Source organism: Streptomyces sp. 4F14 (assembly GCF_048159485.1).
Taxonomy (GTDB): Bacteria; Actinomycetota; Actinomycetes; order Streptomycetales; family Streptomycetaceae; genus Streptomyces.
Genome location: NZ_JBLRVY010000020.1, coordinates 38,689 through 58,484 on the forward strand (window position 1 = coordinate 38,689; position 19,796 = coordinate 58,484).

15 protein-coding genes are annotated in these 19,796 nt (G+C 72.0%); 5 read left to right on the top strand and 10 right to left on the bottom strand.

Annotation, left to right across the window (positions count from 1 at the left end; translation table 11 throughout):
• Positions 1 to 25: 25 nt before the first annotated feature.
• Together ACLZOT_RS30290 and ACLZOT_RS30295 are read right to left on the bottom strand one after the other, a co-directional pair.
• Positions 26 to 2,521 (bottom strand): protein kinase, encoded by a 2,496-nt coding sequence (locus tag ACLZOT_RS30290; protein WP_416972310.1) that lies wholly within the window; start codon positions 2,519 to 2,521, stop codon positions 26 to 28.
• Between the two features lie 178 nt (positions 2,522 to 2,699).
• Complete coding sequence (locus tag ACLZOT_RS30295; protein ID WP_416972438.1) at positions 2,700 to 4,508, bottom strand: serine/threonine-protein kinase; 1,809 nt, start codon at positions 4,506 to 4,508, stop codon at positions 2,700 to 2,702.
• Between the two features lie 347 nt (positions 4,509 to 4,855).
• Here ACLZOT_RS30295 and ACLZOT_RS30300 point away from each other — a divergent pair, with 347 nt between their 5' ends.
• A complete protein-coding gene (locus ACLZOT_RS30300; protein ID WP_416972311.1) occupies positions 4,856 to 5,896 on the top strand; it encodes a serine hydrolase domain-containing protein in 1,041 nt (346 codons plus the stop codon).
• A 171-nt stretch (positions 5,897 to 6,067) separates the two neighbouring features.
• On the opposite strand, the gene ACLZOT_RS30305 is transcribed toward ACLZOT_RS30300, so the two are convergent.
• Positions 6,068 to 7,774, bottom strand: coding sequence for a glycerol-3-phosphate dehydrogenase/oxidase (locus tag ACLZOT_RS30305; protein WP_416972312.1), 1,707 nt, complete (start codon positions 7,772 to 7,774; stop codon positions 6,068 to 6,070).
• A 234-nt stretch (positions 7,775 to 8,008) separates the two neighbouring features.
• Between ACLZOT_RS30305 and ACLZOT_RS30310 the strand changes: the two genes are divergently transcribed.
• Positions 8,009 to 9,208, top strand: a complete 1,200-nt coding sequence (locus ACLZOT_RS30310) for a nucleotide sugar dehydrogenase (protein ID WP_416972313.1) — start codon at positions 8,009 to 8,011, stop codon at positions 9,206 to 9,208.
• A 653-nt stretch (positions 9,209 to 9,861) separates the two neighbouring features.
• Here the strand turns inward: ACLZOT_RS30310 and ACLZOT_RS30315 are convergent.
• From ACLZOT_RS30315 to ACLZOT_RS30330, 4 genes are all read right to left on the bottom strand, one after another.
• Positions 9,862 to 10,986 (bottom strand): GuaB3 family IMP dehydrogenase-related protein, encoded by a 1,125-nt coding sequence (locus ACLZOT_RS30315; RefSeq protein WP_416972314.1) that lies wholly within the window; start codon positions 10,984 to 10,986, stop codon positions 9,862 to 9,864.
• A 117-nt stretch (positions 10,987 to 11,103) separates the two neighbouring features.
• Positions 11,104 to 12,606 carry an IMP dehydrogenase gene (gene guaB / locus ACLZOT_RS30320; protein WP_416972315.1) on the bottom strand — a complete coding sequence of 501 codons (1,503 nt, stop codon included), beginning with the start codon at positions 12,604 to 12,606 and terminating at the stop codon, positions 11,104 to 11,106.
• A gap of 190 nt (positions 12,607 to 12,796) precedes the next feature.
• Positions 12,797 to 13,384 carry a sigma-70 family RNA polymerase sigma factor gene (locus ACLZOT_RS30325; RefSeq protein WP_010351757.1) on the bottom strand — a complete coding sequence of 196 codons (588 nt, stop codon included), beginning with the start codon at positions 13,382 to 13,384 and terminating at the stop codon, positions 12,797 to 12,799.
• A gap of 435 nt (positions 13,385 to 13,819) precedes the next feature.
• Positions 13,820 to 14,431, bottom strand: a complete 612-nt coding sequence (locus ACLZOT_RS30330; protein WP_003948568.1) for a response regulator transcription factor — start codon at positions 14,429 to 14,431, stop codon at positions 13,820 to 13,822.
• Between the two features lie 377 nt (positions 14,432 to 14,808).
• Here ACLZOT_RS30330 and ACLZOT_RS30335 point away from each other — a divergent pair, with 377 nt between their 5' ends.
• On the top strand, positions 14,809 to 15,135 hold the full coding sequence (locus ACLZOT_RS30335) for a WhiB family transcriptional regulator (RefSeq protein WP_416972316.1): 327 nt from the start codon (positions 14,809 to 14,811) through the stop codon (positions 15,133 to 15,135).
• A gap of 83 nt (positions 15,136 to 15,218) precedes the next feature.
• Here the strand turns inward: ACLZOT_RS30335 and ACLZOT_RS30340 are convergent, their stop codons facing one another.
• Positions 15,219 to 16,121: a LysR family transcriptional regulator gene (locus tag ACLZOT_RS30340; protein WP_416972317.1), complete on the bottom strand. Its 903-nt coding sequence runs from the start codon at positions 16,119 to 16,121 to the stop codon at positions 15,219 to 15,221.
• A gap of 107 nt (positions 16,122 to 16,228) precedes the next feature.
• Here ACLZOT_RS30340 and ACLZOT_RS30345 point away from each other — a divergent pair, with 107 nt between their 5' ends.
• A complete protein-coding gene (locus tag ACLZOT_RS30345) occupies positions 16,229 to 16,897 on the top strand; it encodes an MOSC domain-containing protein (protein ID WP_416972318.1) in 669 nt (222 codons plus the stop codon).
• A 131-nt stretch (positions 16,898 to 17,028) separates the two neighbouring features.
• A complete protein-coding gene (locus ACLZOT_RS30350) occupies positions 17,029 to 17,802 on the top strand; it encodes an SDR family NAD(P)-dependent oxidoreductase (protein ID WP_416972319.1) in 774 nt (257 codons plus the stop codon).
• A 38-nt stretch (positions 17,803 to 17,840) separates the two neighbouring features.
• Here ACLZOT_RS30350 and ACLZOT_RS30355 read toward each other — a convergent pair whose 3' ends face one another.
• Positions 17,841 to 17,963 (bottom strand): hypothetical protein, encoded by a 123-nt coding sequence (locus ACLZOT_RS30355; protein ID WP_416972320.1) that lies wholly within the window; start codon positions 17,961 to 17,963, stop codon positions 17,841 to 17,843.
• A gap of 183 nt (positions 17,964 to 18,146) precedes the next feature.
• The gene (gene groL / locus ACLZOT_RS30360; protein WP_416972321.1) at positions 18,147 to 19,772 is read right to left on the bottom strand and encodes a chaperonin GroEL; all 1,626 of its coding nucleotides are present in this window, start codon (positions 19,770 to 19,772) and stop codon (positions 18,147 to 18,149) included.
• Positions 19,773 to 19,796 lie beyond the last annotated feature (24 nt).

Sequence of the window (19,796 nt, forward strand, 5' to 3'; positions counted from 1 at the left end):
TCGGACGGGTTCCGGGAACCGGGTCTCAGCCTGTGTACCGGTAGCTCTCCGCCGCCTGCTCGTACAGCCGTGTCACCTCGTCCCGCTCCGCCTCCGGCCCCCTCACCTGGACGACGTGGTACCGCCCGGCGATGAGGATGGCCCGGTTGCGCACGAACAGTTCCTGCCCGCCGTCACTCGTCCAGGTGAACTGCCCCTCGGCCATCTTCTGCTGCCCGACCTGGATGTTCCTCAGCCCCGAGGCGGTGGCCCAGCTGGACTGCCGGTAGGACTCCAGCTCGCTCTCCCGGTCCCGCTGGTAGGCCATCGGATCACTCCCGTTGGCCGCCGCGGTGTCCCGGCCCGGTACGACGATCAGCTCGAAGTTCCCGTGCGCGTAGACGACCTGCCCGCGCCCGTTCTTCGGCGACCGCTCCCACCCGTCGGCGACGGCGATCCGGAACCCGGCGTCGTCGGCGCGCAGCGTGAACCCGTCGGCGACCTCGGACCCGGCCTGCGTGGACGTCCCGGCCGTCGTCTCGCCGTCCCCCGGCGTCGACTGGTCGGGCCGGGGCTGGTTGCTGGCGGGCGGCGGCGATGCGGTCGCCCCGGCGTTCTCGGTGGCGCCGACCGAGGCACCGGGGCTGCGCGCGGCCCCCTCGTCGCCGGCCTTCGGCATGAAGAACACGGCGTAGGCGATCGCCCCGGCCAGCAGGAGCAGGACGATCAGCAGCAGCGTCCGCCCGAGGCTGCGCGGCGAGCGCTCCGGCTCAGCGCCCCGCACCGGCTCGGTCCGCCCCCGCTTGTGCCGGGCGTGCGCCCCGCCCGCCGAGGTCCGTGCCTTGGCCTGGGCCTTTGCCCTGGCCTTGCGGCGGCGCACCAGCTCGCCCTTGCGGCGGATGATCGGCAGCCGGCGCGGGTCGGCGGGCGGGGCGGTGACGACGTACGCGCCGGCCTCCGCCTCGGGCGCCGAGCGCACCAGCGACCGCAGCCAGCCGCGCAGCTCCTCGAAGTCCGGCCGCTCGGTCGGGTCCTGGCGCAGCAGCGACTCCACGACCGGCCTGAGCGGACCGCACTCCTCGGCGAAGGCGGGGGGTTCGCCGCACACCATCTGGACGAGTTCGGCCGTCGACTCCTCCGGGTAGGGCGCGTGTCCCTGGACCGACCTGAAGAGCAGCGCGCCGAGCGCCCACAGGTCGGTGGCGGGGCCGATGGGTGCGGCCAGCTGCCAGTTCTCGTGGACCGGTCCGGCCTGTTCGGGGGCCCAGCGCTCGGTGACGGGGCCCACGACCGCCATCCGTGCCTGGCGGGCACGCTCGGCGGCGAGCGCGGTGGTCGGCGTGGACGTCGGGGTCGGCTGCTGGGGGACGGTGTGCGCGGGACGGGCGGTGTCTGCCTGGTCAACGGCCGGGGGCGGGGTGGGAGTTCCCGCCGCGAGGTCACTCCATCGGGTGGGAGTGACGGGTGCCGGAGTTGACGCGGGGTGGGGGTCGCGTATGCCGTAGGGGCTGGCGACGCCCGGCGTCTCGCGGGTGCCGTAGGGACCGGCGAGGCCCTGCGCCTCGCGCACCCCGTACGGGTCGGCGATCTGCCCGTGCGCGCCCGGCAGCGCGGCGCGGCCGTTCTCCGGTGCGCGCCCGCTCTCCAGGGCCTTCCCGTTCTGCTGGGCCTCCTGCACGCGGGCGGCGGCGCGCGCGCCCGCGCGGTAGGCGGCGATGGCTCCGGCGCGCGCGGCGCGGATGTCGTCGCCGGTCTCGGGGAGCACGGTGCGCCGGGCGATCTCGCCGGCGGGGGCCGGTGCGCCGTTGCCGCTCTCGCCGCCGGGGAGGCGGCCCGCCGCGCGTGCCTCTATCGCGGCCCGCCGGGCGGCTTCGAGGTCCGGCCCGCCCTCCCCGGGGGGCGGCGTCGACACGGTCCGGGGCAGCGGCCCGTCCTCGGCGGGCACCGGGTCGTTCCCACACAGCGCTTCCTCGGCCGCGCCGACCGCGAGGCCGGTGAGCACGATCCGCCCATCGTCGCAGACCAGGACCGTGCGCGCGGTGATGTTGCGGTGCACCCAGCCGTGCGCGTGCAGCACGCGCAGCGCCATCAGCACGTCGGAGGCGACCTCGGCCGCCCGGTACGGCGTGAGCGGCTTCTCCGCGAGGAGTTCCGCCAGCGTGCGCGCGCCCACGAGTTCGCTCACTATCCACAGCGAGCCGCCCTCGGCGAACACGTCGAAGACCTGGTCGAGCCGGGGGTGGTCGGGGATCCGCGCGGCGGCCTGCGCGGCTTCGAGCGCGCGCCGCACGACCGGGTCGGCGGGCCTGCGGGTACTCGCGCCGGCGCCGTACGCGCGCTCGCGGGCGGTGAACCCCTCGGGCAGCCCCTCCGCGTCGAGCACCTCGGCCTCGACGACCTCGGGCAGCGGCACCTGCCGGACCAGGACCTCCTGGCCGCTGTACGTGTCGAAGGCCCGGGTCTCGCTGAGTTCGTACGCCTCGGACGGCGGCAGCGGCAGGCGGTAGCGGTCGGCGAGCACTCGACCCGCGTAGTCGTCCATCGTGCCTCCCCCGGCCACCCGGTCTGTCAATTCCGTTCGCGTCGCGCTCCGTTGTGCACCCCTACCCGGATGCGTACGGTCCGCAAGCACTCACGATACGTGCCGGAGGCAACCCGCAAAGTGCGGTTGCCATATATCCCGGTCCATCCCCCGTACGCCCCGCCCGGAAGCGTCCGTCTCACTTCTTGGGCGTGAAGCTCTCCGTCAGCGCCGCCCAGGTCGACTCGCGCAGCTCACCGGCCCAGTCGGCGGCCTTCGCCGTGTACATGAGCGCGTACCCCTGGCTGCCGTCGACGACGAAGCCCCGGTCGATGGTCCGGTAGGCGGTACCGCTCTCCGTGTAGGTGAACTCCCAGTCGGCCGTGTTCCAGCCCCGGTAGTCCACCGCCTCTATGCGGATCTTGCGGTACTGCGCGCGCCGCATGGACTTCTCCTGGGCCGTCCAGTCGGCGACCGGGTCGTCCTTGGGGGTGCTGGTCCAGGCGACGAGCAGCTTCTGCCCGTCGGGCCCGGTGAACCGGTCCCCGGCCGAGCCGGCCGTCCGGAACGCCCATCCGGCGGGCAGCCCGATCGTGTACCCCTGCCCGCCCTTGTACGTCGACACCGCCGCGTCCGCCGAGGACGCCGAGGGCGACACCCGCGTGCCCGCGCCGCCGCTCGGGGCGGTCCCGCCGGCCGCCGGGGTCTCGCCGGCCGCCCCGTCCGTACGGGTGCCGCCCGACTCGTCCTCCTTGGTGCCGACGCTCCCGCCTGCGACGGCCTGCTTGCCGCCCTCTCCGCGCGAGCTGTCGTTGCCGTCGCCCCCGCCGAGGGTGACCGCGAGGACGGTGCCGATCACGGCGAGCACGACGACCACCGCGATGATCACCAGGGTCCGCTTCGGGACCACGTCCGTCAGCGGCGCGCGCTGCACCGGCCGCGCGGGCAGGTCCGGCGGCTCCATCACGGGCCAGCCCGAACTGCGCCCGGCCGTGGGGGCGTTCGCCGGGGCGGGGGCGCCGCCCGCGGGCGGCTCGGTGCGCCCGACGGGGGCACCGGCGGTGACGGTGGCCTTCCGCGGCTCGCGGGCCTGCTCCGGCGGCGCGACCATCGGCACGGCCTGCGTCACCTCCAGCGGCGGCGGCTCCTCGGCCTCGGGCGCGTAGACGACCTTCTCCAGCAGCCGGCGCGCGCCCGCGTCGTCGAGGCGCCGCACGGGGTCCTTGGTGAGCAGCCCGTAGATGACGTCCCGCAGGGGTCCGGCGTTCTTCGGCTCCTCCAGCGGCTCGGTCATCACCGCCGTGAGCGTCGCGATCGCCGAGCCCTTGTCGTACGGCGGGGCGCCCTCGACCGCCGCGTACAGCAGGCCGCCGAGCGACCAGAGGTCGGCCGCCGGGCCGGGCTTGTGGCCCCGCGCGCGCTCGGGGGCGATGTAGGAGGGAGCGCCGACGAGCATCCCGGTCGAGGTGATCGACGGGTCGCCCTCGACCTGCGCGATGCCGAAGTCGGTGAGCACGACCCGGCCGTCCTCGGCGATCAGCACGTTCGACGGCTTCACGTCCCGGTGCAGGATGCCCGCGCGGTGCGCCGCCCGCAGCACGTCGAGGATCGCGAGCCCGACCTCGGCCGCGCGCCGGGGCTTGAGCAGACCGTCCTCACGGATGACCTCCGCGAGCGAGCGCCCCTCGACCAGCTCCATGACGATCCAGGGCCGGTCGTCCTCGTCGACGACGTCGAAGACGGTCACCGCGCTGTTGTTGCGGATCTTCGCGATCGCCTTGGCCTCGCGCAGCGTGCGCGTGATGAGCCGGCGCTTCTCCTCCTCGTCGATGCTCGACGGGAACCTCAGCTCCTTGACGGCGACGGTCCGCCCGAGCGTCTCGTCCTCCGCGCGCCACACCGTCCCCATGCCGCCGCGGCCGAGTACGCCTCCCAGCCGGTACCGCCCGGCGAGGAGACGTGCGCTCTTGTCCTGACGGGATGTCCCCGCCCGCTCCGCCTCCGACATGCGTCCCCTCATGCAACCCGCCCTGACAGAGCCTCCATTGTCCCCTACCCGCCAAGTGCCCGACGCCCGGACCCCCCTCTGCGCGTACCCCTCCTCCGCACATTCCGGCCAATAGGTACGCCACGGTCCGGCCATCCTCACCTCCTCCCCTCGCCCTGCTCCTCCGTCATCCCGCCGCGCCCGCCCGGACATTCACCGCACCGGCGCCCGAAGTGACCCAACCACCCGACACCCGGGGCCAGTTGTCCCCGACCGTCACGTCAACCCCACGCCTCCCCCATCGCCGTCACACCTCACGCCCATCTCCGGCCTGCATCATGACCCCCACCCACCCGAGGAGGACCGCGATGCCCCGGCCCCGGAGCCTGCTGGTCGTGGCCGCCGCCCTGCTCCTGCTGGAACTCGCGACGGCCGGTTCACGGGCCACCGTCGACCCGTCCCCGCAGGCGCTGCTGCCCCTGCTGGTCTCCCGGGGGAAGGCCCCGGCCGCCGCCCTGCTGGCGCGCACACCGGGCGGGAGCCGGTACGCCTCCGCCGGGGCCGGGATCTCCCCGGACGACCACTTCCGGGCCGGCAGCGTCACCAAGACCTTCGTGGCCACCGTGGTGCTCCAACTGGCCGCGCAGCACCGGCTGTCGCTGTCCGACCCGGTGGAGCGGCACCTGCCGGGACTGGTGCGGGGAGCCGGCAACGACGGCCGCGCGCTGACCCTGCGCGCCCTGCTCACCCACACCAGCGGCCTGTACGACTTCACCCGGACCACCCGGGGAACCGTCCCCGTCACCGCTCTGGGAGCCGTCCGTCTGGCCCTCACCCACCCTCCTGCCGACCGAGGCCGCTTCTCCTACTCCAACACCAACTACGTCCTGCTCGGCCTGGTCGTCGAACAGGTCACCGGCCGCTCCTACGCCGCCGAGGCCGAGCGCCGCATCATCGCTCCCCTCCGTCTGGCGGGCACCTCCTTCCCCGGCTCCCGTACGTCCCTTCCCTCACCGCACGGCCGCGCCTACGCGAGCGACGGTTCCGACGTCACCGATCTCGACCCCCGCGTCGCGGGCGCCGCCGGCGAACTGGTGACCACACTCGCCGACCTCGACCGCTTCTACGCGGCGCTGCTCTCCGGCCGCCTCCTGCCCCCGCACTGGCTGCACGAGATGCTCGACACCCGCGCCGCGCACGGCTCGTACGGCCTGGGCCTGTTCCCCACGAGGCTGCCCTGCGGTGTCACGGTGTGGGGCCACGACGGCCGCATCCCCGGCAGCTACGTCCGCACCGCCGCGACCGCCGACGGCCGCCACGTCCTCACGTTCCGCGTGAACACCACGACGCTGGCGACCCCCGACCTCGAACCGGCCTTGCTCGCTGCCGAGTTCTGCCCGCGTCACTAGGAGAACGGGCGGGTTCCCCGCAGAGATCCCGACAGGCTGTAGCTCGATCGAGTGACGCTTCCAAGAAATCACCGGGTCGGCCATCGCCCTTAGGGGCGCGGGGAACTGCGCGATCAACCACGACGGACCCGCAGCCGCCGAACGTCAGAAAGCAGCACCCCCGTAGGCGCCTCAAAGCGGCACGATGTCCGGCGCCCCCAACCTCGCCGCGTCCGCCGTCAGATCATCCGGCTGCCGCTGGGACTCCCGCTCCGCCTCCACCCGCTTCTCGTAGTGCTGGACCTCCCGCTCGACCTGCCCCTCGTCCCACCCGAGAACCGGCGCCATCAGCTCGGCGACCTCGCGGGCGCACCGCGTGCCCCGGTCGAAGGTCTCGATGGAGATCCGGGTCCGCCGAGTCAGCACGTCATCCAGATGCCGGGCCCCTTCGTGCGAGGCCGCGTAGACGACCTCGGCCCGCAGATAGTCGTCGGCCCCCTGGAGCGGCTCCCCGAGCGAGGCGTCCCCGGCGATGAGGTCCAGCACCTCCTGCGCCGACGCGCCGAACCGGTTCAGCAGATGCTCGACCCGCACGACATGCAGCCCGGCCCGCGCCGCGATCCGCGCCCGCCCGTTCCACAGCGCCCGGTACCCCTCGGCGCCCAGCAGCGGCACGTCCTCGGTGACACACGCGGCGACCCGCTGATCGAGCCCGTGCACGGCCTCGTCGACCGCGTCCTTGGCCATCACCCGGTACGTCGTGTACTTGCCGCCCGCGACGACGACGAGCCCCGGCACCGGATGCGCGACGGTGTGCTCGCGCGACAGCTTGCTGGTCGCGTCCGACTCGCCGGCCAGCAGCGGCCGCAGCCCGGCGTACACGCCCTCCACGTCGTCGCGGGTGAGCGGCGTCGCGAGCACGGCGTTCACGTGCTCAAGGAGGTAGTCGATGTCGGCGCTGGACGCGGCCGGGTGCGCCTTGTCGAGGTCCCAGTCGGTGTCGGTGGTCCCGATGATCCAGTGCCGCCCCCAGGGGATGACGAACAGCACGGACTTCTCGGTGCGCAGGATCAGCCCGGTCGAGGAGTTGATGCGGTCGCGCGGGACGACTAGGTGGATGCCCTTGGACGCCCGGACGTGGAACTGGCCGCGCGAGCCGACCATGGCCTGCGTGTCGTCGGTCCACACCCCGGTCGCGTTGACGATCTGCCGGGCCCGGATCTCGTACTCCCCGCCAGCCTCGACGTCCTGCACGCGCGCGCCGACGACCCGCTCACCCTCCCGCAGGAACCCGGTCACCCGCGCGCGGTTGGCGACCTTCGCGCCGTACGAGGCGGCTGTGCGCACCAGCGTGGCGACGAAGCGGGCGTCGTCCATCTGGGCGTCGTAGTACTGGAGGGCGCCGACGAGGGCGTCCTTGCGCAGGGCGGGGGCGACGCGCAGGGCGTGGCGGTGGGACAGGTGGCGGTGCCTGGGCAGGCCCCGGCCGTGGCCGCGGGCCATCGACATCGCGTCGTAGAGGGCGACGCCCGAGCCCGCGTAGAGCCGCTCCCAGCCCTTGTGCTGGAGCGGGTAGAGGAACGGCACCGGTTTGACCAGGTGCGGTGCGAGGCGTTCCAGGAGGAGGCCGCGTTCCTTGAGGGCCTCGCGGACGAGGGCGAAGTCGAGCATCTCCAGGTAGCGCAGGCCGCCGTGAATGAGCTTGCTGGAGCGGCTGGAGGTGCCGGACGCCCAGTCGCGGGCCTCGACCAGGCCGGTGGACAGGCCCCGGGTGACGGCGTCGAGGGCCGTGCCCGCGCCGACCACTCCGGCCCCGACGACCAGGATGTCGAGTTCGTGTTCGGCCATGTCCGCCAGTGACTCGGCCCGCTGCACCGGTCCCAGTGTCGCTGTCCTCACCGTCGCCTCCCGCCGTCGATCACCGTTCCCTCGCTCAGAGTCTGACCGTCTCGCCCGACTTAGGCCACCACTCGCACCCCACCTGTGGACAACACGCCCGACCAATCCCGCATAACGGTCATATTTACTCCTAGTCTGACATTGCGCTCGCCCGTCCAGTCCACAGGGCTTGCGCACCCGCCCCGCTTCGGTTAACCCCACCGTTCTCGGTGACTGGGAAGGACGGCCCACGCCATGCCCGCAGATCTCGCCGTCATCGGACTCGGCCCGCTCGGCCTGCCCCTGGCCCAGGCCGCGGTCGCCGCAGGCATCCCCACGGTCGGCTACCGCACCGGCCCCGAACCCGGCTCGCTCACCCCCGCCGAACTGCGCCGGATGCTCGCCGGGGGCTTCCGCATCGTCACCGACCCCGCCGAACTCGGCCGCGTCCGCACGGCGGTGATCTGCGCGCCCACCCCGCGCGACGCGGACGGCGGACTGGACCTCGGCGCGGTGGAGTCGGCCGCCCGCACCCTCGCCGGGCACCTGCGCCCGCACACCACCGTGATCCTCGAATCGCCGGTGCACCCCGGGACGACCGAGGACTTCCTGCGGCCCCTCCTGGAGGAGACCTCGGGCCTGCGCGCGGGACGCGACTTCCACCTCGCGCACTCCCCCAGCCGCGTCGACCCCGGCAACCGCGCCTTCACGCCGGCCAACACCCCGAAGGTCATCGGCGGCCTCACGCCCGCGTGCACGGAGTCCGCCGCCGCGTTCTACGGCCGGCTCACCGACAAGGTCGTCCGCGCGCGCGGGCTGCGGGAAGCGGAGACCGTACAGCTCCTGGAGACCAACTTCCGGCACGTCAACATCGCCCTCGTCAACGAGATGGCGATCCTCTGCCACCGTCTGGGCGTCGACCTCTGGGACGTCATCCGGTGCGCCGAGACCAAGCCGTTCGGCTTCCAGGCGTTCCGCCCGGGCCCCGGCGTCGGCGGCCACTCCGTCCCCCTCGACCACCCCGGCGGCCCCCTGCGCATGGTCGAACTCGCCCAGCAGGTCAACACGCGCATGCCCCGCTACGTCGTCCAGCGCGCCGCCGCCCTCCTGAACGAACACGGCAAATCAGCGCGCGGCGCCCGCGTCCTCCTCCTGGGCGTCACCTACAAGGCGGACCTGGCCGACCGCCAGAACACCCCCGCACACGAGATCGCCGTCCGCCTCATGGAACTCGGCGCCTCGATCAGCTACCACGACCCCCACGTCCCCTCCTGGAACGTCCTCGACCGCCCCGTCCCCCGCGCCGACTCCCTCTACGAGGCCGCCGCCGACGCCGACCTGACGATCCTCCTCCAGCAGCACCGGACGTACGACCTCCAGGGCTTGTCGGTAAAGGCACAGCTCCTGCTGGACACCCGGGGAGCAACTCCTACGGGGGCGGCGCACCGGTTGTGAAAGGGGGCGCGCGAAGGGAGCGCACTTCTGGGGTTGGTGGCGCACGACAGACGAGGCCGGTACTTTGGGGACGGGTGGGTGCCCACCGCAGCGGCTACTGCGGCAGGCTCCCGGATGGTTCATGGGTGTTCCGCCCCTAGGTCGTGTGGGGGCGGCCCCCACCCAAAAAAGTGGGAGCCCACCGCAGAGGCTACTGCGGCAGGCTCCCGGATGGTTCATGGGTGTTCCGCCCCTAGTCTTCGTGGGGGCGGCCACTCACCATCCAAACAGCCGCAAGATCCACCTCCTCTTGAACTGGACCATCCGAAGACGGACCTTGTCCCAGCGGGTGGGCTTGCGATGGCGTCCCATGGACGCCCCCTTCCACGATGCCGCCCAGTAGCCCGGTGAACGGCTCGTCCGGAATCGGGCCGGGCCCCGAGGGGACGGGGTCCGGATCAAATCCTTGGAAGGGGGCGCTACCAGAGACCTGGGAGCGCCACGAGAAGGACGCTATCGCCCGATGATCAGCAGAAACCTTCCATCAAACCCCGTTCACCACCGCACGCCCCCCACCTCACCTCGCGCGCCCCCACCAAAAGCCTCAAGAAAAACCAAAAGGAGCCGATCACCGCACCCGCGGCAACCGGCCCCTTCAGACGTCGTACGACCGGCTACCGCCGGTCCTGCGAATCCGCGACCACGACCTCGACCCGCTGGAATTCCTTCAGCTCGCTGTACCCGGTCGTCGCCATGGCCCGGCGCAGCGCGCCGAAGAAGTTCATGGAGCCGTCGGGCGTGTGGGACGGCCCGGTGAGGACCTCCTCGACCGTACCGACGGTCCCGAGGTCGACCTTCTTGCCGCGCGGCAGCTCCTCGTTGACGGCCTCCATGCCCCAGTGGTGCCCCTTGCCGGGCGCGTCGGTGGCGCGCGCGAGCGGGGAGCCCATCATGACGGCGTCGGCGCCGCAGGCGATCGCCTTGGGCAGGTCGCCGGACGAGCCGACCCCGCCGTCGGCGATGACGTGGACGTACCGCCCGCCGGACTCGTCCATGTAGTCGCGGCGCGCGGCGGCGACGTCCGCGACGGCGGTGGCCATCGGGACGCGGATGCCGAGCACGTTGCGCGTGGTGTGCGCGGCGCCGCCGCCGAAGCCGACGAGGACGCCCGCCGCGCCCGTGCGCATGAGGTGCAGCGCGGCCGTGTACGTGGCGCAGCCGCCGACGATCACCGGGACGTCGAGTTCGTAGATGAACTGCTTGAGGTTGAGCGGTTCGTGCGACCCGGAGACGTGCTCCGCGGAGACCGTCGTCCCCCGGATGACGAAGATGTCCACGCCCGCGTCGACGACGGCCTTGGAGAACTGGGCCGTGCGCTGCGGGGAGAGCGCGGCGGCGGTGACCACGCCCGCGTCGCGCACCTCCTTGATGCGGCGGCCGATCAGCTCTTCCTTGATCGGCGCGGCGTAGATCTCCTGGAGGCGGCGCGTGGCCTGCTCGGCGGGCAGCTCGGTGACCTCGTCGAGCAGCGGCTGCGGGTCGTCGTAGCGCGTCCAGAGCCCTTCGAGGTTGAGGACGCCGAGGCCGCCCAGCTCGCCGATGCGGATCGCGGTGGCCGGGGAGACGACCGAGTCCATGGGGGCGGCCAGGAAGGGCAGCTCGAAGCGGTAGGCGTCGATCTGCCAGGCGATCGAGACCTCCTTCGGGTCCCGCGTACGGCGGCTGGGGACGACGGCGATGTCGTCGAAGGCGTACGCCCTCCGCCCGCGCTTGCCGCGCCCGATCTCGATCTCAGTCACGTCTGTGGCCTTTCCCTGTTGCGTTTCAGCGCCTCCCAGTATCCCCGACGGGTATGACAAAGGCGGCCCCGGAGTTCCCGGGACCGCCTCGATCGAGCCTCTACGCGCGCGGGGAGGTCACTTGCGGCTGTAGTTCGGCGCCTCGACGGTCATCTGGATGTCGTGCGGGTGCGACTCCTTCAGACCGGCCGACGTGATCCGTACGAAGCGGCCCTTGGACTCCATCTCGTCGATGGTGGCGGCGCCCACGTAGCCCATGGTCTGGCGCAGGCCGCCGACGAGCTGGTGCAGGACGCTGGACAGGGGGCCCCGGTAGGGCACCTGGCCCTCGATGCCCTCGGGGACGAGCTTGTCGTCGGAGGCGACCTCGGCCTGGAAGTAGCGGTCCTTGGAGTACGACTTGCCCTGGCCGCGCGACTGCATGGCGCCGAGGGAGCCCATGCCGCGGTACGACTTGAACTGCTTGCCGTTGATGAACTGGAGCTCGCCCGGGGACTCCTCGCAGCCCGCGAGGAGGGAGCCCAGCATGACGGTGTCGGCGCCGGCGGCGAGGGCCTTGCCGATGTCGCCGGAGTACTGGAGGCCGCCGTCGCCGATGAGCGGGATGCCTGCCGCGCGGGCGGCGAGGGACGCCTCGTAGATGGCGGTGACCTGCGGGACGCCGATACCGGCGACCACGCGCGTGGTGCAGATCGAGCCGGGGCCGACGCCGACCTTGATGCCGTCGACACCGGCGTCGATGAGGGCCTGTGCGCCGTCGCGGGTGGCGACGTTGCCGCCGATGACGTCGACGTTCACGCTGGACTTGATCTTCGCCATCCAGCTCAGGGCGTTGCTGTTGTGGCCGTGGGAGGTGTCGACGACCAGGAAGTCCACGCCGGCCTCGGCGAGCGCCTGCGCGCGCTCCAGGGCCTCGGGGGAGGCGCCCACGGCGGCACCGACGATGAGACGGCCGTCGGCGTCCTTGGCGGCGTTCGGGTACTTCTCCGCCTTGACGAAGTCCTTGACGGTGATGAGGCCCTTGAGGACGCCCGCGTCGTCGACGAGGGGCAGCTTCTCGATCTTGTGGCGGCGCAGCAGCTCCATCGCGTCGCCGCCGGAGATCCCGACGTGGCCGGTGACCAGCGGCATCGGGGTCATGACCTCGCGGACCTGGCGGGCGCGGTCGCTCTCGAAGGCCATGTCGCGGTTGGTGACGATGCCCAGGAGCTTGCCGGCGGGGTCGGTGACCGGGACGCCGCTGATGCGGAACTTCGCGCACAGGGCGTCGGCCTCGGCGAGGGTCGCCTCCGGGTGGACCGTGATCGGGTCGGAGACCATGCCGGACTCGGAGCGCTTCACGAGGTCGACCTGGTTGACCTGGTCCTCGACGGACAGGTTGCGGTGCAGCACGCCGACGCCGCCGAGGCGGGCCATGGCGATGGCCATGCGGGACTCGGTGACCTTGTCCATGGCGGCCGACAGCAGGGGGATGTTCACCCGGACGTTGCGGGAGACACGGGACGAGGTGTCGACCGCGTTCGGGAGGACCTCGGAGGCTCCCGGCAGCAGCAGCACGTCGTCGTAGGTCAACCCGAGAGTCGCGAACTTGCCGGGCACTCCGTCGACGTTGGCAGTCATGACACCTTCCCCAAATGGCCTTGATCGGTGCGGATGTCCATGCTAACGGGAAGCAGGGGCCGCAAATTCCACGGTACGAGGTGACCTCGGGCTTCGTATGTTCGTACGGAACAGACGAGCGACCTGTTCAACCAAGGCACCCTCCGTGTACGCGAGTAAGGGGCGTCGCCCTGGAGCACGCCCCTTACCGTCACTGCTCGGCCAGCGCCCGCAGCCTGCTCAGCGCGCGGTGCTGGGCCACCCGGACCGCGCCCGGCGACATGCCGAGCATCTGCCCGGTCTCCTCCGCCGTCAGCCCCACGGCGATGCGCAGCAGCAGCAGTTCGCGCTGGTTCTCCGGGAGGTTGGCCAGCAGTTTCTTGGCCCAGGCGGCGTCGCTGCTGAGCAGGGCGCGCTCCTCGGGGCCGAGGGAGTCGTCGGGGCGCTCCGGCATCTCGTCGGAGGGGACGGCCGTGGAGCCGGGGTGGCGCATCGCGGCGCGCTGGAGGTCGGCGACCTTGTGCGCGGCGATGGCGAAGACGAACGCCTCGAAGGGGCGCCCGGTGTCCCGGTAGCGCGGCAGGGCGAGGAGGACGGCCACACAGACCTCCTGCGCGAGGTCCTCCACGAAGTGCCGCGCGTCCCCGGGCAGCCGCGACAGGCGTGTGCGGCAGTAGCGCAGGGCCAGCGGGTGGACGTGGGCGAGCAGGTCGTGGGTGGCCTGCTCGTCGCCGTCCACGGCGCGATGGACGAGGGAGCCGATCGTTCCCTGGGCACGGACCGCCTCGTCATCACGCATCGGTCCATGGTGCACCGAGGCCGTCTCGTCCGTGGCGCCGTGTCCTTCGTTGTGCACCGAAGCGTTATGAGCAGGTGCGCCGGAACTCATCCCCCGCGCCCTCCCCTCCCGCTCGGCCGACTCGTCCCCGAGGAACTCCACACCTCAAGCATGCGGCATCCCCGCCGAAACGAGCAGCGCGCCTCCGGAAGGCCGGCCCCTGCGACCGGCGCCCGCCGGCTCCCACCACCCCACCCACCAGCGGAGAGTGAGGAGACGACAGCCGCCGCGAACCCATCCGGAATGTGTCCAAGATGACTCTCGAAACGCCGCCGCACGCGGCACCGCGAGGGGCACGGGACCGCGTCGGTCCGCGGCTGCCGCCGCGCGGGCGCGAACAGCCACGGCGAACCCGCAGCCGCCCGACGACGACATACCGCGGCAACCCCGTGGGGCTCAGCGGACGAGCCCCCACCGGAACCCGAGTGCCACCGCGTGCGCCCGGTCGGACGCGCCCAGCTTCTTGAACAGCCGTCGCGCGTGCGTCTTGACGGTGTCCTCCGACAGGAACAGCTCACGCCCGATCTCCGCGTTGGACCGTCCGTGGCTCATCCCTTCGAGCACCTGGATCTCGCGCGCGGTGAGCGTCGGTGCGGCGCCCATCTCGGCGGAGCGCAGCCGGCGCGGGGCGAGCCGCCAGGTCGGGTCGGCGAGTGCCTGCGTGACGGTCGCGCGCAGTTCCGCGCGGGACGCGTCCTTGTGCAGGTAGCCGCGGGCCCCGGCGGCGACCGCGAGGGCCACGCCGTCCAGGTCCTCGGCGACGGTGAGCATGATGATGCGCGCACCGGGGTCGGCGGACAGCAGCCGCCGTACGGTCTCGACGCCGCCCAGTCCGGGCATGCGTACGTCCATCAGGATCAGGTCCGAGCGGTCCGCACCCCAGCGGCGGAGGACTTCCTCGCCGTTGGCCGCGGTCGTCACGCGCTCGACGCCGGGCACGGTCGCGACCGCGCGGCGCAGCGCCTCTCGGGCAAGCGGGGAGTCGTCGCAGACGAGGACGGATGTCATGGCCGCCCTCCGCAGCTGATGCGCGTCACCTTGTGCCTCCAGGCTGGTACGTATTCACCTGTGCGGTCGACCGGCTCGGACATCTGCCCGAGCTTTTGTGTTTTCAACCGCCTCCGCACTCTCAACGACGGTCACTCGAAAGAGTTACGGGGCTGCGTAGCCTCTTCGGCACTCTACGTGAGGGTGCGCGGACGGTGGAGACGGCGCAACGGACCCTCGCCGTTTCATCACAACCGGTGCCCCATTTAGACCCATTTCTTCCCTTGAGGTGGTGTCTAGGGCTAGATTCCCAATGAGTCATATTTTCATCTCCTTAGATCGTAGTTGTACGGTCGTGGGCACCGTATCCGCTCAGCACGGCTACAAGGGGTCACGCAATGGCAGATTTCTCCCGCCTTCCCGGACCGAACGCGGACCTGTGGGACTGGCAGCTCCTCGCTGCCTGCCGCGGGGTCGACAGCTCGCTCTTCTTCCACCCTGAGGGCGAGCGCGGGGCAGCCAGGAGCGCTCGCGAGAACTCGGCCAAGGAGGTCTGCATGAGATGCCCGGTCCGCGCGCAGTGCGCGGCGCACGCACTGGCGGTGCGTGAGCCGTACGGCGTGTGGGGCGGACTGACCGAGGACGAGCGCGAGGAGCTGATGGGGCGGGCACGCAACCGCCTCGTCACGGCGTCGGTCGAGACGGCCGCCGTTTCGAACACATGAAGGAACGTTTCTCCTAGCCGAAAGGGCCACACCCGGAACCGGGGCACGCGCGCGTGCCCCGGTTCGCCGGTTCCCCCCGGCCCTCACCGCCGTACGGCGGCCCGCTCCAGTTCGTCCAGCGTCGCCGCCACCGCGGGCACCCGCGCCAGGTCGGGCAGCGTGAGGGCGACGACCTCGCGCCGGACGGCCGGCTCCAGGGCCAGCGTGCGGACACCGCGCGGCCGGACGGACTCCAGGGCCAGCCGGGGCAGCACGGCGACCCCGAGACCCGCCGCGACCAGGCCGACGACAGCGGGGTGGTCGTCGGTCGCGAAGTCGATCCGCGGGGTGAACCCGGCGCTCGCGCACGCCTCGACCAGTTGGCGGCGGCAGCGCGGACAGCCCGCGATCCAGGGCTCGCGCGCGAGCTCGGCGATCCCGACGGCCCCAGCACGCGCGAGGGGGTGGCGTTCGGGTACGAGGGCGACGAGCCGGTCGGTCAGCAGGGGCCGTACGACGAGGTCGGCCCACTCCTCGGCGTCGGACGCGGCGCTCTCGTACCGGAAGGCCAGGGCCACGTCGCAGTCGCCGTCGCGCAGGAGGGTGACCGAGCCCGGGGGTTCGGCCTCCTCCAGGGAGACGCGGGTGCCGGGGTGGGCGGCGCGCAGGGCGGCCAGGGCGGTGGGGACGAGGGTGGAGCTGGTGCTCGGGAAGGAGACCAGGCGGACCCGGCCGGCGCGCAGTCCGGCGATCGCGGCGACCTCCTCCTCGGCGGCCGTCAGCCCGGCGAGGATGCCGGACGCGTGCCGCACCAGGGCCTCGCCCGCCTCGGTGAGGCGCATCTCGCGCCCGCCGCGCACCAGCAGCGGGGTGCCGACGGAGGTCTCCAGCGCCTTGATCTGCTGGCTGACGGCCGGCTGGGTGCAGCCGAGTTCGCGGCCGGCGGCGGAGAAGGAGCCGGTGGTGGCGACGGCGCGCAGGACGCGCAGATGGCGGGCCTCGATCACCGGGCGAGCATAGCCTTGGCCATAAGTAGTTCTTGGGTATGACAGCCGAAAGTATGTCGACGCTTTGGGGACTGCTCGATTACTGTGCGTATATGAAACATGGGTCCATGAGGGTTCTGTCCGTGAATCTGGGGCGGCTGACGGCCGTGCCGTACACCGATCAGCCGCAGGGCATGACCGGTATCGACAAGCGTCCGGTGGCGGGGCCGGTGCGGGTGTCGGCGCCGGGGCCGAAGGGGACCGGCGGGAGCGGGCTCGCCGGGGACCAGATCGCCGACCTGCGCCACCACGGCGGGGACGACCAGGCGGTGTACGCGGTCGCGCGCGGGGACCTCGACGCCTGGGAGCGCGCGCTCGGCCGCCCGCTGGCGTCCGGGGCGTTCGGGGAGAACCTCACGACCGAGGGGGTGGACGTCTCGGGGGCGCTGATCGGGGAGCGGTGGCGGATCGGGGCGGAGGTGGTCCTCGAAGTCACGACCGGGCGGATCCCCTGCCTCACCTTCCAGGGGCATCTGGGCGAGAAGCAGTGGGTCAAGCGGTTCACCCAGGAGGCGGCGCCCGGCGCGTATCTGCGGGTGATCGAGCCGGGGGAGATCCGCGCGGGCGACCCGGTGGAGATCGTGCACCGGCCGGATCACGACGTGACGGTCGCCGTCGCGTTCCGCGCGGTCACCACCGAGCGGAAACTGCTGCCCCGGCTGCTGGCGGCGGGCGAGGCACTCCATCCGGAGGGGAGGGCGCAGGCTCTGAAGTACGTGGAGAAGTACGGCGGCTGAATAAGCGTCAGGACGGCTTTGTCCAGGCTGGCGGAAGGAGTGTCACCAAGCCGTTGCCGAGGGGTTCTCAGCCCTCGGGAAAGCCCTTGGCCCATACGGACCAGCGCACTCCGGACGCCTACGCTTCTGCCATGACAACGGCTCTGATTACGGGATCGACCGCGGGGATCGGCGCCGCGTTCGCGCGGCGGCTGGCGGCCGACGGGCACAACCTCGTCCTCGTCGCGCGCGACACGAAGCGGCTGCGCGAGCAGGCGACGGAGTTGCACGACCGGCACGGCATCGAGGCGGAGGTCCTCACCGCGGACCTCTCCGAGGACGCCGGCATCGAGTCGGTCGCCGCCCGTCTCGGTGACCGCAAGAACCCCGTCGACCTGCTGGTCAACAACGCCGGTTTCGGCAACAAGGGCCGTTATCTCGACGTCTCCATGGCGGACGAGCTGACCATGCTCAAGGTGCACTGCGAGGCCGTCCTGCGGCTCACCTCCGCGGCCGCCGAGGCGATGCGCGAGCGCAGGCGCGGAGGCGTGGTGAACGTCGCCTCGGTCGCCGCGTTCCTGCCGCGCGGCACGTACGGCGCGTCCAAGGCGTGGGTGGTCCAGTTCACCCAGGGCGCCGCGAAGGACCTCGCCGGGAGCGGCGTACGCATGATGGCCCTGTGTCCCGGGTTCGTCCGCACCGAGTTCCACGAGCGGGCCGGTATGGGCACGGACAACATTCCCGGCTGGATGTGGCTGGACGCGGACAAATTGGTCACCGCGGCTCTCCAGGATCTGGCCCGCGGCAAGACGGTGTCCGTCCCGGACCCCCGTTACAAGGCCCTCATGGGCGTGGTGAAGGTGACGCCCCGGGGTCTGCTGGGCGGGGTGTCGTCGAAGGCGGGGCGCAAGTACGGGCCGCAGTGAGGGACCGCGCTGTGAGGCGTCCTCGGTTCTCCCGGCGATCAGCGGGTGGCGCGGTCGGCCAGGCAGACGTCGTAGAGCGTGACGGCGAGGGATCCACAGCGGGATCCGGCCGTCAGGAAGTCCGCGTCCGAGCCGTCCTCCGCGCTCTCCGTCCAGCTCACCCCGCGTGAACGCCACCAGGCCCTCGGCCCGGTCCCGGCGGATTCCCGGGGCGGGACGAGGAACGCCGTGGCGTGCGCCGGACAGGGCGCCCGGGATCCGTGGGGTTCACCTGAGTACGAGGTTCCGGAAAGCCGAAACCCGGCCCCCTCGGGAAGGGGGCCGGGCTTCAGAGGCGGGGTGTGTCAGTGCGCGTGGCCGTGGGAGTGGCCCGCCGCGGCCGGCTCCTCCTCTTCCTTCTTCTCGACGACCAGGGTCTCGGTCGTGAGGAGGAGGGAGGCGATGGAGGCGGCGTTCTCCAGGGCGGAGCGGGTGACCTTGACCGGGTCGATGACGCCGGCCTTGACCAGGTCGCCGTACTCGCCGGTCGCGGCGTTGAAGCCCTGGCCCTTGTCGAGCTCGGCGACCTTGGAGGTGATGACGTAGCCCTCCAGGCCGGCGTTCTCGGCGATCCAGCGCAGCGGCTCGACGACGGCCTTGCGGACGACGGCGACACCGGTCGCCTCGTCGCCGGTCTTGCCGAGGCCGTCCTCCAGGACCTTCGCGGCGTGGACGAGCGCGGAGCCACCGCCGGAGACGATGCCCTCCTCGACCGCGGCGCGGGTCGCGGAGATCGCGTCCTCCAGGCGGTGCTTCTTCTCCTTGAGCTCGACCTCGGTCGCGGCGCCGACCTTGATCACGCACACGCCGCCGGCGAGCTTCGCGAGGCGCTCCTGGAGCTTCTCGCGGTCCCAGTCGGAGTCCGTGTTCTCGATCTCGGCCTTGATCTGGGCGACGCGGCCCTGGACGGCGGAGGAGTCACCGGCGCCGTCGACGATCGTGGTGTCGTCCTTGGTGATGGTGACGCGGCGGGCGGAGCCCAGCACCTCAAGGCCGACCTGGTCGAGCTTGAGGCCGACCTCCTCGGAGATGACCTCGGCGCCGGTCAGCGTCGCCATGTCCTGGAGCATCGCCTTGCGGCGGTCGCCGAAGCCGGGGGCCTTGACGGCGACGGCGTTGAACGTGCCGCGGATCTTGTTGACGACCAGGGTCGACAGGGCCTCGCCCTCGACGTCCTCGGCGATGATCAGCAGCGGCTTGGAGGCACCGGCCTGGATGACCTTCTCCAGCAGCGGCAGCAGCTCCTGGATGGAGGAGATCTTGCCCTGGTTGATGAGGATGTAGGGGTCCTCCAGGACCGCTTCCATCCGCTCCTGGTCCGTCACGAAGTACGGCGACAGGTAGCCCTTGTCGAAGGCCATGCCCTCGGTGAAGTCCAGCTCCAGGCCGAAGGTGTTGGACTCCTCGACGGTGATGACACCGTCCTTGCCGACCTTGTCCATCGCCTCGGCGATCAGCTCGCCGACCTGCGTGTCCTGCGCGGACAGCGCGGCGACGGCGGCGATGTCCGCCTTGTCCTCGATGGGGCGGGCGGTCGCGAGGAGGTCCTCGGAGACGGCGGCGACGGCCGCGTCGATGCCCTTCTTCAGCAGCGCCGGGGAGGCACCCGCGGCGACGTTCTTCAGACCCTCGCGGACGAGCGCCTGGGCGAGCACGGTGGCGGTGGTGGTGCCGTCACCCGCGATGTCGTTGGTCTTGGTCGCCACCTCCTTCACCAGCTGGGCGCCGAGGTTCTCGTACGGGTCGTCGATCTCGACCTCACGGGCGATGGTGACGCCGTCGTTGGTGATGGTCGGGGCGCCGAACTTCTTGTCGATGACGACGTTGCGGCCCTTGGGGCCGATCGTCACCTTGACCGTGTCGGCCAGCTTGTTGACGCCGCGCTCAAGGGCGCGACGGGCGTCCTCGTCGAACTTCAGGATCTTCGCCATGACAGCGGGTGCCCTCTCGGAAAA

What these genes read in the sequence shown, in the direction of transcription:
- ACLZOT_RS30290 (WP_416972310.1), bottom strand. Translation starts at nt 2,521, where the DNA reads ATGGACGACTACGCGGGTCGAGTGCTCGCCGACCGCTACCGCCTGCCG.
- ACLZOT_RS30295 (WP_416972438.1), bottom strand. Translation starts at nt 4,508, where the DNA reads ATGTCGGAGGCGGAGCGGGCGGGGACATCCCGTCAGGACAAGAGCGCA.
- ACLZOT_RS30300 (WP_416972311.1), top strand. Translation starts at nt 4,856, where the DNA reads ATGCCCCGGCCCCGGAGCCTGCTGGTCGTGGCCGCCGCCCTGCTCCTG.
- ACLZOT_RS30310 (WP_416972313.1), top strand. Translation starts at nt 8,009, where the DNA reads ATGCCCGCAGATCTCGCCGTCATCGGACTCGGCCCGCTCGGCCTGCCC.
- guaB (WP_416972315.1), bottom strand. Translation starts at nt 12,606, where the DNA reads ATGACTGCCAACGTCGACGGAGTGCCCGGCAAGTTCGCGACTCTCGGG.
- ACLZOT_RS30325 (WP_010351757.1), bottom strand. Translation starts at nt 13,384, where the DNA reads ATGCGTGATGACGAGGCGGTCCGTGCCCAGGGAACGATCGGCTCCCTC.
- ACLZOT_RS30330 (WP_003948568.1), bottom strand. Translation starts at nt 14,431, where the DNA reads ATGACATCCGTCCTCGTCTGCGACGACTCCCCGCTTGCCCGAGAGGCG.
- ACLZOT_RS30335 (WP_416972316.1), top strand. Translation starts at nt 14,809, where the DNA reads ATGGCAGATTTCTCCCGCCTTCCCGGACCGAACGCGGACCTGTGGGAC.
- ACLZOT_RS30345 (WP_416972318.1), top strand. Translation starts at nt 16,229, where the DNA reads ATGAGGGTTCTGTCCGTGAATCTGGGGCGGCTGACGGCCGTGCCGTAC.
- ACLZOT_RS30350 (WP_416972319.1), top strand. Translation starts at nt 17,029, where the DNA reads ATGACAACGGCTCTGATTACGGGATCGACCGCGGGGATCGGCGCCGCG.
- groL (WP_416972321.1), bottom strand. Translation starts at nt 19,772, where the DNA reads ATGGCGAAGATCCTGAAGTTCGACGAGGACGCCCGTCGCGCCCTTGAG.